Source organism: Leclercia adecarboxylata, from assembly GCF_006874705.1.
Lineage (GTDB): Bacteria > Pseudomonadota > Gammaproteobacteria > Enterobacterales > Enterobacteriaceae > Enterobacter > Enterobacter adecarboxylatus_C.
The window spans coordinates 4,672,578-4,685,313 of the sequence record NZ_CP035382.1; the positions used below are offsets into that span (position 1 = coordinate 4,672,578).

Consider the following 12,736-nt stretch of genomic DNA (forward strand, 5'->3'; position numbering starts at 1 on the left):
TTCCGGTTGTTGTTTTAACTTCTCAAAATATGTTAAGGTTGCGCCCGTCGTTGGGGAGTAGCCGATTTCCGGTATGCCGGAAATGTACGTGTCAACATACTCGTTGCAAAACGTGGCACGTACGGATTGTTTCTGCGTCAGGCAGACCAATCAGGCGAGACCATAGACGCATCAACTGCTGTTTACTGGGGGCAGTGATGTGTCATATGGATATCCCGGTCTGGACGCGCTGATGAACCTCTCTGCAACACTTCTTCTGGCCTTTGGTATGTCTATGGATGCATTTGCTGCTTCCATGGGAAAAGGCGCCACGCTCCACAAACCTAAATTCTCTGAAGCCCTGCGTACCGGTCTGATCTTTGGTGCTATCGAAACCCTGACGCCGCTGATTGGCTGGGGTCTGGGGATGCTCGCCAGCCAGTTCGTGCTGGAGTGGAATCACTGGATCGCCTTTATCCTGCTGACTTTCCTCGGCGGACGTATGGTTATTGAAGGCATTCGTAATGACGTTGATGAAGATGAGCCCGTTCACCGCCACGGCTTCTGGCTGCTGGTGACCACGGCGATCGCCACCAGCCTTGATGCGATGGCCGTCGGCGTGGGGCTGGCGTTCCTGCAGGTGAACATTATCGCTACCGCGCTGGCGATTGGCTGCGCGACCTTAATCATGTCCACCCTGGGGATGATGATCGGCCGGTTTATCGGCCCGCTGTTAGGGAAACGCGCCGAAATCCTCGGCGGTATTGTATTAATCGGTATCGGCGCTCAAATTATGTGGAGCCACTTCGCCGGTTAAGCGACGCGCTGCCAGCAGTGGATGCTAAAATCGGTCTGGCAGCTGAAAAGTTCCTGTTTTGCCAGCGTCTCCCACACCTCAGGTTTTGCCCGCCACGCAAACGGCGTCATCTGTAACAGCGCCACCGCCTCTGTTCCGCTCAACGACATGTTATACCCCAGCGACTGCTCCTCCCGGAGCGCAAAGCCGCTCAGTTGCTCCGAGTGCGGGGCATGCAGCAGAACGTCGCTGTAGATCAGCCCTTTCAGCTCCATCAGATGACGCGGACCCGGCGTAACGGTGATCACCCAGCCCCCCTCTTTCACCACTCGGGCCAGCTCTTCGCCTTTGCAGGGGGCGTAGATGCGGATCACCGCATCCATGCTGCTCTCTTCAAACGGCAGGCGGTGGCTGGACGCCACGCAAAAGGTGACCTGCGAATAGCGTTTAGCTGCGGCACGGATGGCGGATTTAGAGACATCCAGCCCAAAGGTTGCGGCGCCCTTTTTCTGGGCAGTATCGGCAAAGGCGGCGGTGTAATATCCTTCTCCACAGCCGATATCGAGGATCGATGTCGCCCCTTCAGGCAATAACGCTGCCAGCTTACCGGCGACCTCGTCGCGCAGGGGCTGATAATGGCCGGCATCGAGAAAGGCTCTGCGGGCCTGCATCATCTCCGCACTGTCGCCCGGATCCCGGGAACGCTTATGCTGCACCGGGAGCAGATTAACATAGCCCTCTTTCGCCATATCGTACCGATGCCCCTGCGGGCAGGCGTAACTTTTATCCGTGTGCGCCAGAGGCGCGTGGCAAAGAGGACAGCAGAATGTCATGGTAACTCCGGGCAATCATAAAGGGCGAAAGTGTACCGCTAATCGCCCCGCTATAAAACGGCCTTAACGCATTACGATGAGATGGCTGGAATCGGCCGGTAAGCCATCCGGCTTGATGTTTTCGATACGCAGCACGTCACCCATAATCTGGCTGAACACCGGTGCCGAGACCACCCCGCCGTAGTAGGCCCCATTTTGCGGATCGTTGATCACCACCGCGAGGGCAAATACCGGACGGCTGGCCGGCGCGACGCCGGCGGTATAGGCCACATATTTATCCACATAGTTGCCGCCGTCATCGATTTTCTTCGCGGTGCCGGTTTTCACTGCTACCCGGTAATCACGTACCGCCGCTTTGACCCCGCCGCCGCCGGGCAGCGCCACGCTCTCCATCATATGCTCTACCTCTTGCACAATCGGAACGGGCATTACCTGGGTGCCGATGACCGGCGGGTCAATGCGGGTGATAGAGAGCGGACGCTCCAGACCATAGCTGCCAATGGTGGCGTAAACGTGCGCCAGCTGGAGCGGAGTGACCATCAGGCCATAGCCAAACGCAAAGGTAGCGCGATCGAGCTGGCTCCAGAATTTACGCTCGGGCAGCAGGCCGCTGCTCTCCCCGGTTAACCCGAGGCCGGTGGAGCGGCCAAAGCCAAACCCGTGATAGGTATCCAGCAGCCGCTGGATCGGCATCGCCAGCGAGAGGCGGGACACGCCGGTATCGCTCGATTTTTGCAGGATGCCGGTCAGCGTCAGCTCCGGGTAGTAACCGACGTCGCGAATGCGGTGCCCGGCCAGGGTGTAGGGATGGGTGTCGATGACGCTGTCCGGCTGCACCAGCCCTTGCTGCAGCGCGGTCATCAACACCAGCGGCTTGACGGTAGAGCCCGGCTCAAAGGTATCGCTGATGGCACGATTACGAAAATCATTCAGCGTGGCGCCGTCACGGTTATTGGGATTGAAGTCCGGGAAGCTGGCCATCGCCAGAATCTCGCCGGTCTGAATGTTGATCAGCACCGCGGCCCCCGACTCCGCTTTGTTCCATGCCACAGCGTTGTCCAGCGCATCTTCCGTAATAGTCTGTAGCCGCTCATCAATGCTCAGCTGGATATTGTGCGCCGGCACTGGCGGGACCTCGGTAATATTCTCAATCACATGCCCGTAGCGATCTTCGCGCACTCGGCGCAGGCCGGGTTTGCCGGTGAGCTGCGCATTAAAGCTTTTCTCGATCCCTTCGATGCCCTGCCCGTCAATATTGGTAAAGCCAATCAGGTTAGCCGCCACGTGTCCGGCCGGGTAAAAACGTCGTGACTCATCCCGCAGGCTGATACCCGGTAGATGGAGTTTGTCGATCCACTGGGCCTGAGCGGGATCGACCTGGCGGGCCAGATAGATAAAACGCCCCTGCGGATTACTGTTGATCCGCGCGGCAAGGTTGGTGAGCGACAGATGCAGGGCGCTGGCTAACGCCTGCCAGCGATCGTCAAACCCGACACCGCCTTTCGCCAGCACCGTTTTCGGATCGGCCCACACCGCCTGCACCGGCACGCTCACCGCCAGCGGCCGCCCTTCCCTGTCGACGATCATCCCTCGCGGGGCGTTAATAGCCACCTCACGCAGCGAGCGCATATCCTCCTGCTTGACCAGCGGATCCGGTTTTACAATCTGCAGCCAGGCGACGCGCCCCAGCAGGAAAACCAGGCTGCCAAAAATGGCCAGGCAGAGAAGGGCAAAACGTAACGGGGTGAAGTTTGCTGCGGGATTGACGGGTTTCTTTTTCACCAGGGCTCCAGGGCTGAATAACAACGCCCTGATTTAACGGCAAATTTGCACCCTGAGGGGGAAAACAATGCTAATACTCTCGCAGCTTTGCAACAAACTGCAAACAGAGACGCAGGTGGTAACACTTTGAAAAAAATGCATTAAAAAGCCCCGCATACGCGAGGCTTTATCTCTGCAACTGAAACGCCGGAACGCTTCAGATTAGGCAGGGGTTCGATCAGATAGCGGTTACGTTAACAGCAGCCGGACCTTTCTGGCCGTCCTGAATTTCGAACTCAACGTTCTGGCCTTCAGCCAGAGTTTTGAAGCCGTTACCCTGGATTGCAGAGAAGTGTACGAACACATCTTTGCTGCCGTCAGCAGGAGTAATGAAACCAAAACCTTTAGACTCGTTGAACCACTTAACTTGACCTTTAATCTTTGCCATTTGCAAAATTCCTTAGAATGTTTTCTTAGCCCGCGGGCATTCACTGAGATAAAACTGAGACATTACTGCATGAGGCACTAATATAAGGTTCGGCAGAGAAGCGGTATTCAACGACAACGTGTTTACTCAGGACTTCTTTACTGAAAATGCCACACATAAACAGAACTGTACCTCGTTTGACCCAAACCGTGTTATCACACACAACTTAAATAATGGCAAGCCATTTTTAAACGTGTCTCGATCAGCCGCACAAATTCAGGGACTGATTTGCCACAATCTGCACAGTAATGCACTTACGTGTATACATAGCCCGTCTGTTGCTCGATCAGTAACCGTCAGGGTAGACGCTGTTATCAAAGACTTTTTTAACTTAGACCAAGAACTTCATATCGTCCAGCAAGCGTGGCCGATTTCGTGCGGCGGTTATTTCCTTTAGAACAATTGGTAAGAAGTTATGCTGATTTAATCGTAACGGCAGGCATTTGTTTCCTTGAAAAAAAACACTTTGGGTCGCTTCGCTTGTTTAACTTATATACACCGCAACGCTGATTGTTGCCATGCACCAAAATAATGATATTTTTATGAACCTGCATCAAAAAAAGGCAATCAAAACGTTTCGATTAAAATAAAATATGACATGCGTCGGTTTAATACGGAATAAGTGCTAACTGAACAGAGAATAGTTTATATGGATAAATATTGACCAATGCGTAGAGGCTGAAAGTTAGCCCCCGGCAGCGATAAATCATTCAGGGCCAAAGAGAGTTCTTTTACAGGCTCATCCAGCGATTCATCCGCCAGCTCAAACACCCCCCAGTGGATCGGGATCGCCGTCGGCATCCCCAGTTGTTGCCAGAGCGCTACCGCCGCCTGCGGATCCATATGATGAACAGACATGAACCAACGTGGTGCATACGCGCCAACGGGTATCGCAATGGTATCCAGTTTTCCCAGCCGCTGCGGAATGGTCAGTAACTCCGGCGTATAACCGGTATCGCCGCTGAACCAGAAGCGCTGGTTTTGCCCCTCAAAGACCCAGCCACACCAGAGCGAGCGGTTGCGATCCCACAGGGTGCGCATACTCCAGTGCTGCGCCGGGACGGCGGTGAATCCCAGCCCTTCGAAGGTATAGCTTTGCCACCAGTCCAGCTCGACGACCTGTTTTGCCCCACGCCGGTGGCACCACTCCCCCAGGCCTAACGGCACGAAAATGGTCAGCTGCGGAAAACGCCGCAGAAGCTGGCGGAAGGTGGCGGAATCCAGATGATCAAAGTGGTTATGGGAAATGACCAGCGCATCAAGGGGTGGAAGCGCCGCGACGCTCATCACCGGGGGCGTTTTTCTGATCGGCCCGGCAAAGGGTACCGGGGAGGCGCGACGGGAAAACGCCGGATCGGTGAGAATGTATTTCCCGTTCAGGCGCAGCAGCAGGCTGGCATGTCCCAGCCACCAGACGCCGTCTTCTTCAAGGGTATTGAGTGTGACAGGTTGCCACCACTGGCGGATAAACTGGTCGTAGCCCTGTTCGGGCGGTTTCGGCAAACCGGCGGCCTTTCGTTCTTTCTGCCAGCGTTCGACATCGCCGGGTTGGTGCTCAGCTCCATCGGTGTTGCGAAAACCCTGCGGGGTATGATGCGCGAGGGAGGCGTTATACCAGGGATTGCTCCAGGCCATACTCACCTCCCCTGACTGGTTAGCGTTCGGCTACCAGACGAATAAAGTCATCGTCCTGGCTGTTAACCGTCTCTTCTGCCGCTTTTGGTGCTACTTTCTCTTCCGGTTCATTGGCTTCGCACAGGCGGCGCAGCAGCGCGTTCTGGCGTTTTTGCAAATCAACTAATGTTTCCAGCAGCTCGATTTGCTCATTGGTACGGGAGCTTGCTCGGTTGACGAAAAACCACAGCACCAGACCCACGATCAGCAATATTCCCGAAATCGCCAGAGATGCCACACTAAGCATCCCGGAATTCACTAACTCACCCATTTCACCCCCCAATAAAAACGCTCATTCTAGCACTCGCGTTACGGAAGGAAATCATTTGCGATAAAAATGCCTGTTACCAGGGGATAAACTTATTGATAGAACAAATACCGCTAAAAAACTGTACATCCTGGTCACACATCACATTGATAGTCTGCGTCCAGAGCAACACACAGGCCACCAGTACCAGCACCAGAATTACCCAGCGTATTTTTTTCACTCCACTCTCCGTCCCATAACTGCCTGATGCCAGGTTATCATGCGCAACTTAAACCATGCCTAACTGTAACGTGAAGACGAGCTTTTCGGAATCATAGGCTTGTTCACGCGACTTTATCGGTTACGCTAGACGGCAGTCATTAAAAAAAATGAGGCAATAATGCGCTTTTTTATTCGCACACTGATTGTTATAGCACTGGTCTGGACAGGTTTACTGCTCGCAGGCTACGGCGTGCTGACGGGCAGTAAAGAGAACGCTGGCGGACTGGGTATTCAGTGTCAGTACCTCACCGCACGCGGCTTCAGCACGGCGCAGTATATTCATTCTGACAGCGGAATTATTGGACTCTCCCGCTGCCCGCTGCTGCGAAAGAGCGAGACAGTAGTCGATAACGGCTGATCCCATCCATAAAAAACGCTGCCATCAGGCAGCGTTTTTTTATGCAGGAACAACTCAGAACGGATAGTCGTTATAACCCATCTGCTCAGAGATCTTCCGCGCCGCCGTGTGCAGCATTTCCACGTATTCGTGCAGATGCTCTTCAGAGAAACGCAGCGTCGGGAAGGAGATACTCAGGCCTGCAATCACCACGCCGAAGCGGTCAAATACCGGTACGCCGATGCAGCGCAAGCCCTCTTCCTGCTCCTGGTTATCTTCGCCATAACCCTGCTCACGCACCTTATCCAGCACCGCTAACAGTTCATCGGTGGTGGTGATGGTACGTTCAGTGCTGCGTTTGTACTCGACGTTCTCGAGGATCTGCTTCACTTCTTCACGGTCGCGCCATGCCAGCAGGACTTTACCGATGGCGGTACTGTACAGCGGGTTGCGGCGGCCAATGCGTGAATACATGCGCAGGTTATACATGGAGTCGATCTTATGGATGTAGACAATGCTGTCTTCATCCAGCGCACCCAGGTGCACCGTCTCTTTCGTCAGACGAGAGAGTTCACGCATCTGAATATCCGCGCTACGGATCAGATCGACGTTCTGCAGCGCGCGTGCGCCCAGTTCGAATAACTTCAGAGTCAGGGAGTACTTTTCAGACTCGCCTTCCTGTGCAACATAACCCAGTGATTTCATGGTCTGCAAAAAGCGGTAAACGGTGCTTTTTGACATCATCACACGCTGGGACAGCTCAGTAATACCAATTTCGCGCTCTTCGCCAAGCGCCTGCAGGATGCCGAACACCTTTAACACAGAAGAAACAGAATCTGGCTGTTTATCCAAATCCGCGATTGCCATTAATCACCTCAACGCAAGTGTTTTATAAAATTTAGAACCGGTTTTTATTATAAATTCGCGACCGCATTGCTGCAATCAATCCTGGCTAACCTGGTTACAAATCTGCGACATATAACCGAAATAACAGTGATAATATCGTTACCCTGTTAATAATAACCTGTATTGCTCATTCATTCTCATGACAAAAACCCTCACAGATGGCCTGCCGTTACCGCAGCGCTATGGTGCCATTGCGACCATTATTATCGGTATTTCCATGGCGGTGCTGGATGGTGCCATCGCCAACGTTGCCCTGCCGACCATCGCCAGCGACCTGAATGCCTCGCCTGCCAGTTCGATCTGGATCGTCAACGCCTACCAGATAGCGATTGTCATCTCGCTGCTCTCGTTCTCTTTCCTCGGGGACATGTTTGGCTACCGCCGGGTCTATCAGTGCGGACTGGTGGTTTTTACCCTGACCTCCCTGTTCTGCGCCCTTTCAGACACATTGCACACCCTGACGCTGGCGCGCATCGTTCAGGGGTTTGGCGGCGCAGCGCTGATGAGCGTCAATACCGCGCTGATTCGTCTTATCTACCCGCAGCGGCATCTGGGACGAGGGATGGGCATTAACTCCTTTATTGTCGCCGTCTCCTCGGCGGCAGGCCCGACAATTGCGGCGGCGATCCTCTCGGTAGCCTCCTGGCAGTGGCTGTTCCTGATCAATGTCCCGCTGGGGATCGTGGCGCTGCTGTTCGCCCTGCGCTACTTGCCCGCCAACGGCCCAAAAAGCAGTATGCCTAAATTCGATCTGCCGAGCGCGGTGATGAACGCCCTCACCTTTGGCCTGCTGATCACCGCCCTCAGCGGTTTCGCCCAGGGACAGTCGCTGACGTTAATTGCCGGCGAAGTTGTGGCGCTGCTGGTAGTCGGCTTCGTCTTCGTGCGGCGTCAGCTGGCCCTGCCGGTACCATTACTGCCGGTGGATCTGCTGCGTATTCCGCTCTTTTCGCTCTCTATCGGTACGTCAATATGCTCCTTCTGCGCGCAGATGCTGGCCCTGGTTTCTCTGCCCTTCTTCCTGCAGAGCGTGATTGGTCGCTCGGAAGTGGAAACGGGTCTGCTGTTAACCCCATGGCCGCTGGCCACGATGGTGATGGCGCCGCTGGCAGGCTATCTGATTGAACGGGTGCATGCGGGCTTACTGGGGGCGCTGGGGCTGGTGATAATGGCGGTCGGTCTTTTCGCCCTCGCCCTGCTGCCGGTGGCACCGCACGATCTGGATATTATCTGGCGGATGATGCTGTGCGGGGCGGGCTTTGGTCTGTTCCAGTCGCCAAATAACCATACCATTATTACCGCCGCCCCTCGCCATCGCAGCGGCGGCGCCAGCGGCATGCTGGGTACCGCCCGCCTGCTGGGACAAAGTACCGGGGCGGCGCTGGTGGCCTTGATGTTTAACCTGGCCGGGCAAAGCGGGACCCATCTGGCGCTGCTGACCGCCGGTACGCTGGCCACCGTCGCGGCCATTATCAGCGGGCTAAGGGTGACGCAGCCACGTTCGCAGGCATAAAAAAAGCGCGTCCGGGGACGCGCTTTTTTATTTCCTACCCAAAACCGTTATTTCAGGTACTCGCCGCTACGCAGCGCTTCGATACGCTTGTCCAGCGGCGGGTGGGACATGAACAGTTCACTCAGCGATTTCGATTTACCGTTGATGCAAAACGCCATCATGCTGGAGGCTTCCTGCGGCTCGTAGCTGGTCTTCAGACGCTGCAGCGCGGCAATCATCTTCTCGCGACCTACCAGTTTAGCTGAGCCGGCATCCGCATGGAACTCACGGTGACGGGAGAACCACATGGTGATAATGCTCGCCAGGATACCAAACACCAGTTCCAGCACCATTGAGACCGCAAAGTAAATCAGCGGGTTGCCGTTACTCGCCTCGCCTTCCTCCCGATCGCCGCCCATAAAGCCTGCGGCAATCTGCGCGATAATACGCGAGATAAAGATAACGAAGGTGTTCACCACACCCTGAACCAGGGTCATGGTCACCATATCGCCGTTGGCAATGTGGCTGATCTCATGGGCGATAACCGCCTCGGCTTCGTCACGGCTCATGTTCTGCAACAGGCCGGTACTGACCGCAACCAGAGACGCGTCGCGACGCGCGCCGGTGGCGAAGGCGTTGATGTCCGGCGCGTGATAGATCGCGACCTGCGGCATAGCAATACCCGCCTGGCGGGCCTGGTTGGCAACGGTGGTCATCAACCACTGTTCCATGTCGTTACGCGGTTGCTCAATAACCTCGCCGCCCACGGACTTGAGCGCCATCCACTTGGACATCAGCAGCGAGACAAAGGAGCCACCGAAACCAAACAGCAGCGCCATGATTAACAAGCCCTGAACGCTACTCGACTGAATTCCTGTCAGGCTGAGCACCAGCCCGAAGACCACCATGACCGCAAGGTTGGTGAGCAGGAAGAGCGCGATTCGCATCATAATATTCTTTTAACCTCAGTTTAACAAAACGCACTATGCGATTACCCACATCGTATGGGTATTCCGCATATTTTCAAGGATTGCAGCGGCGTAAGTCACCAGAAAGACACAACTTTACACAATGAAATGACTGCCTGACGGCTGGATGCGGTTAACAAAAAAACAGGCACAATTTCTTGTGCCTGTCAGGGGAGATTATTTCGCCGGGGCGGGATTCCCGGCAGGATGATCTTTTTCCAGTTGCGCCAGGTCAATGGCGATCTTCACCGTCTCATCAAGATACGGATCGGGCTCCTGGTAATCCTTCGGCAGGTCGTCCAGTTTTTTGAGGAGAGGCTTGCCTTCACGTTTAAAGCGGTCATTGATACGCGCCAGACGTGTTGCATCATCCTCTTCGTTCTCTTTCAGACGCTGAGCGTAGTTCAGAGAGACGATATTGCGTTTCGCTTTCAGGGCATTGAAACGGGCAATATCCTTCACGATGTACTGGAACTCAGGATCTTTGGCGATGCGATCGTCGTGCTGCTTCAACAACGCCGGACCAAACTGAGTCATATCGCCCGACTTCACGTAGGTAGCAGCGTTAACGCTATCCCACGGCAGCGCGTTATCTTCGAACTTCTCGCCGGTTTCCGTCTCTTCAGTGCCAGTCGGCATGATGATATCCGGGGTCACGCCTTTACGCTGGGTACTGCCGCCATTCACGCGATAGAACTTCTGAATGGTGTACTGTACCGAGCCCAGCGCCGGCCATTCCGGACGCAGCATCTGATCGTAAATGCGGTTCAGGGAACGATACTGCTGCACCGTGCCTTTCCCGAAGGTCGGTTCGCCAACAATCAGTGCGCGGCTGTAGTCCTGCATTGCAGCGGCAAAGATCTCCGATGCCGACGCACTGAAGCGATCGACCAGCACCACCAGCGGGCCTTTATAGTAAACAACGCCATCGGTATCGGCATCTTCACGCACTTTACCGTTGTTGTCGCGTACCTGTACCACCGGGCCGGACGGGATAAACAGACCCGAAAGCGAAACCGCTTCGGTCAGGGCGCCGCCGCCGTTGGTACGCAGATCGATAATGACGCTCTTAACGTTTTGTTTTTCAAGCTTCTGCAGCTGAACCTTGACGTCGTCCGTCAGGCCCACATAGAAGCCAGGAATATCCAGCACGCCGACTTTGTCTTTACCCACGGTTTTCACCGACATCTTCACCGCGCGATCTTCCAGACGGATACGCTCGCGGGTCAGGGTAACGATACGGGTCTTGGTGCCTTTACCGGCAGGCAGGATTTCCAGACGGACCTTGCTGCCTTTTGGCCCTTTGATCAGAGCAACGACATCATCCAGACGCCAGCCGATCACATCGACCATGTTCTGGCCAACCTGGCCGACACCCACAATGCGATCGCCTACGCTAATCGCCTTGCTCTTGGCAGCCGGGCCCCCGGCAACCATGGAGTTGATGACGGTGTAATCGTCGTCCATCTGCAGCACCGCACCGATCCCTTCAAGGGAGAGGCTCATTTCGGTGTTGAACTGCTCGGTGTTGCGCGGAGAGAGATAGTTGGTGTGTGGATCGATTTCGTGCGCAAAGGCGGTCATCGCCAGCGAGAACACATCTTCACTGTTGGTCTGCGCCAGGCGACGAATGGCAAATTTGTAGCGGCGGGTCAGCGTTTCGCGGATCTCTTTCTCATCTTTACCGGTGAGTTTGAGGCTCAGCTCGTCGTACTTCACTTTGCTGTCCCACAGGGCATTCAGCTCGGCTTCATCTTTCGGCCACGGCGACTTACTGCGGTCAAGATTAAAGGTGTCGTTACCCGTGAAGTCCATCGGACGTTCAAGCACCTTAAGCGCGTACTGATAGCGCTCGAAACGGCGTTTCTGCGACAGGTTATACAGATCGTAGAACAGGTCCAGCTTGCCGCTGCGTAACTCGTCACCCACCTCAGACTGCTTTTTGGCAAACTGTTCGACATCGCTGGCCAGCAGGACGTTGTGACTGTAGTCCAGCAGGTTCAGATAGCGGTCGAAAATTTTTGTCGAAAAGGCCTGGTCAAGGTCGAACTGACGATAGTGCGAGCGGGTGAAGCGCGAGGTAACGCGCTCACTGACCGTTGCGTGCTGGGTCTCTTCCTTCAAAATCGGAATTTGATCGACACGCGTAATCTCGTCCACAGCGAAGGCGTGGCCTGTTATCGCAAACAGGCCAGCCAGCGCGGTGAGCTTAAAAAATGTGTTCATGCCGGGCTTGGCCTCCGTTTTAGAACAACAAGTGTTCTGCGCGTACAATCATTGACAGACCAGAAGTCAGCTGTACACGAACGCCATCTTTGGTGATTTCCAGTACGGTGGCATCCATAGCATTGTTACCCGCTTTCACCTTCAGAGACTGACCAACGCTCAGGACGCTAATGTCAGAAACCGGAGTGTGGCGCGGCTCTTCACGAGGCGCACGCGGGGCTTTTGCCGCCGGTTGCTCAGCACGTGGCTTACGCTCGGTGTTCTCTTTGCGACGCGGTGCAGGACGTGGCTTGCGTTCACGGCGAGGGGCTTCTTCCTGGCCATTGGCCGCGGCAGCTTCGCGCTTCTTCGCCTGCTGTTCAGCACGCTGAGCCTGAACTCGCGCTTTGGCTTCTTCGAGCTGCTTACGGGCGTGCTCAACGTGCTGCTCATCCAGCACACCGCAAGGGTTGCCGTCGAGATCCACACGCGTTGCGCCCGCTTTGATACCGTACAGGTAACGCCAGCTCGAAGTATAAAGACGTAAGGCGGAGCGGAGTTGGGTTTTGCTGAGGTTCATCTCACCTTCAACACGCTCTACCAGATCCTGAAAAATACCAATTTTCAGGGGACGAGCTTCGCCTTCGGCACTAAAACATTGAGGAAAACGTTCGGCCAAAAACGCGATAACTTCTTTACTGCTATTCAACTTAGGTTGATTTTCCATGAAATTTCCTGATTACAACGGACGTTGCCGACAAGCCGCAGG

13 protein-coding genes, 1 pseudogene and 1 riboswitch are annotated in these 12,736 nt (G+C 55.0%); of the genes and pseudogenes, 3 read left to right on the top strand and 11 right to left on the bottom strand.

The window, feature by feature from the left end; genetic code table 11:
* Positions 1 to 40 precede the first annotated feature (40 nt).
* A riboswitch (yybP-ykoY riboswitch) is annotated at positions 41 to 231 on the top strand.
* Between the two features lies 1 nt (position 232).
* A complete protein-coding gene (gene mntP / locus ES815_RS23310) occupies positions 233 to 796 on the top strand; it encodes a manganese efflux pump MntP (protein ID WP_142490115.1) in 564 nt (187 codons plus the stop codon).
* Here mntP and rlmA read toward each other — a convergent pair.
* From rlmA to mgrB, 7 genes and pseudogenes are all read right to left on the bottom strand, one after another.
* A complete protein-coding gene (rlmA, locus tag ES815_RS23315) occupies positions 793 to 1,608 on the bottom strand; it encodes a 23S rRNA (guanine(745)-N(1))-methyltransferase (protein ID WP_142489939.1) in 816 nt (271 codons plus the stop codon). The two genes, mntP and rlmA, sit on opposite strands and share 4 nt — an antisense overlap.
* A gap of 63 nt (positions 1,609 to 1,671) precedes the next feature.
* Complete coding sequence (gene ftsI / locus ES815_RS23320; RefSeq protein WP_142489940.1) at positions 1,672 to 3,390, bottom strand: peptidoglycan glycosyltransferase FtsI; 1,719 nt, start codon at positions 3,388 to 3,390, stop codon at positions 1,672 to 1,674.
* 217 nt (positions 3,391 to 3,607) lie between these two features.
* A complete protein-coding gene (gene cspE / locus ES815_RS23325; RefSeq protein ID WP_001062678.1) occupies positions 3,608 to 3,817 on the bottom strand; it encodes a transcription antiterminator/RNA stability regulator CspE in 210 nt (69 codons plus the stop codon).
* A 12-nt stretch (positions 3,818 to 3,829) separates the two neighbouring features.
* Positions 3,830 to 3,974: pseudogene (locus ES815_RS23330) on the bottom strand (DUF2627 domain-containing protein).
* 527 nt (positions 3,975 to 4,501) lie between these two features.
* Entirely contained in the window at positions 4,502 to 5,491 is a 990-nt protein-coding gene (locus ES815_RS23335; RefSeq protein WP_142489941.1) for an MBL fold metallo-hydrolase, read from the bottom strand.
* A gap of 19 nt (positions 5,492 to 5,510) precedes the next feature.
* Positions 5,511 to 5,801, bottom strand: coding sequence for a YebO family protein (locus tag ES815_RS23340; protein ID WP_142489942.1), 291 nt, complete (start codon positions 5,799 to 5,801; stop codon positions 5,511 to 5,513).
* A 73-nt stretch (positions 5,802 to 5,874) separates the two neighbouring features.
* Positions 5,875 to 6,018: a PhoP/PhoQ regulator MgrB gene (gene mgrB / locus ES815_RS23345; protein ID WP_103180034.1), complete on the bottom strand. Its 144-nt coding sequence runs from the start codon at positions 6,016 to 6,018 to the stop codon at positions 5,875 to 5,877.
* Between the two features lie 159 nt (positions 6,019 to 6,177).
* Here mgrB and ES815_RS23350 point away from each other — a divergent pair, with 159 nt between their 5' ends.
* Complete coding sequence (locus tag ES815_RS23350; RefSeq protein ID WP_142489943.1) at positions 6,178 to 6,417, top strand: YobH family protein; 240 nt, start codon at positions 6,178 to 6,180, stop codon at positions 6,415 to 6,417.
* 54 nt (positions 6,418 to 6,471) lie between these two features.
* Here ES815_RS23350 and kdgR read toward each other — a convergent pair whose 3' ends face one another.
* Complete coding sequence (gene kdgR / locus ES815_RS23355; RefSeq protein ID WP_106993296.1) at positions 6,472 to 7,263, bottom strand: DNA-binding transcriptional regulator KdgR; 792 nt, start codon at positions 7,261 to 7,263, stop codon at positions 6,472 to 6,474.
* Between the two features lie 178 nt (positions 7,264 to 7,441).
* On the opposite strand from kdgR, the gene ES815_RS23360 reads away from it, so the two are divergent.
* A complete protein-coding gene (locus tag ES815_RS23360; protein ID WP_142489944.1) occupies positions 7,442 to 8,815 on the top strand; it encodes an MFS transporter in 1,374 nt (457 codons plus the stop codon).
* Positions 8,816 to 8,862: 47 nt separating this feature from the next.
* Here ES815_RS23360 and htpX read toward each other — a convergent pair whose 3' ends face one another.
* The 3 genes from htpX to proQ all read right to left on the bottom strand — a co-directional run bounded on the left by htpX (position 8,863) and on the right by proQ (position 12,694).
* A complete protein-coding gene (gene htpX, locus ES815_RS23365) occupies positions 8,863 to 9,744 on the bottom strand; it encodes a protease HtpX (protein ID WP_142489945.1) in 882 nt (293 codons plus the stop codon).
* A 195-nt stretch (positions 9,745 to 9,939) separates the two neighbouring features.
* Entirely contained in the window at positions 9,940 to 11,988 is a 2,049-nt protein-coding gene (prc, locus tag ES815_RS23370; protein WP_142489946.1) for a carboxy terminal-processing peptidase, read from the bottom strand.
* A 19-nt stretch (positions 11,989 to 12,007) separates the two neighbouring features.
* Positions 12,008 to 12,694 (bottom strand): RNA chaperone ProQ, encoded by a 687-nt coding sequence (proQ, locus tag ES815_RS23375; protein ID WP_142489947.1) that lies wholly within the window; start codon positions 12,692 to 12,694, stop codon positions 12,008 to 12,010.
* Positions 12,695 to 12,736 lie beyond the last annotated feature (42 nt).

Coding starts and splice junctions, on each gene's coding strand:
- mntP (WP_142490115.1), top strand. CDS start 233: ATGAACCTCTCTGCAACACTTCTTCTGGCCTTTGGTATGTCTATGGAT.
- rlmA (WP_142489939.1), bottom strand. CDS start 1,608: ATGACATTCTGCTGTCCTCTTTGCCACGCGCCTCTGGCGCACACGGAT.
- cspE (WP_001062678.1), bottom strand. CDS start 3,817: ATGGCAAAGATTAAAGGTCAAGTTAAGTGGTTCAACGAGTCTAAAGGT.
- ES815_RS23335 (WP_142489941.1), bottom strand. CDS start 5,491: ATGGCCTGGAGCAATCCCTGGTATAACGCCTCCCTCGCGCATCATACC.
- ES815_RS23340 (WP_142489942.1), bottom strand. CDS start 5,801: ATGGGTGAGTTAGTGAATTCCGGGATGCTTAGTGTGGCATCTCTGGCG.
- ES815_RS23350 (WP_142489943.1), top strand. CDS start 6,178: ATGCGCTTTTTTATTCGCACACTGATTGTTATAGCACTGGTCTGGACA.
- kdgR (WP_106993296.1), bottom strand. CDS start 7,263: ATGGCAATCGCGGATTTGGATAAACAGCCAGATTCTGTTTCTTCTGTG.
- ES815_RS23360 (WP_142489944.1), top strand. CDS start 7,442: ATGACAAAAACCCTCACAGATGGCCTGCCGTTACCGCAGCGCTATGGT.
- htpX (WP_142489945.1), bottom strand. CDS start 9,744: ATGATGCGAATCGCGCTCTTCCTGCTCACCAACCTTGCGGTCATGGTG.
- prc (WP_142489946.1), bottom strand. CDS start 11,988: ATGAACACATTTTTTAAGCTCACCGCGCTGGCTGGCCTGTTTGCGATA.
- proQ (WP_142489947.1), bottom strand. CDS start 12,694: ATGGAAAATCAACCTAAGTTGAATAGCAGTAAAGAAGTTATCGCGTTT.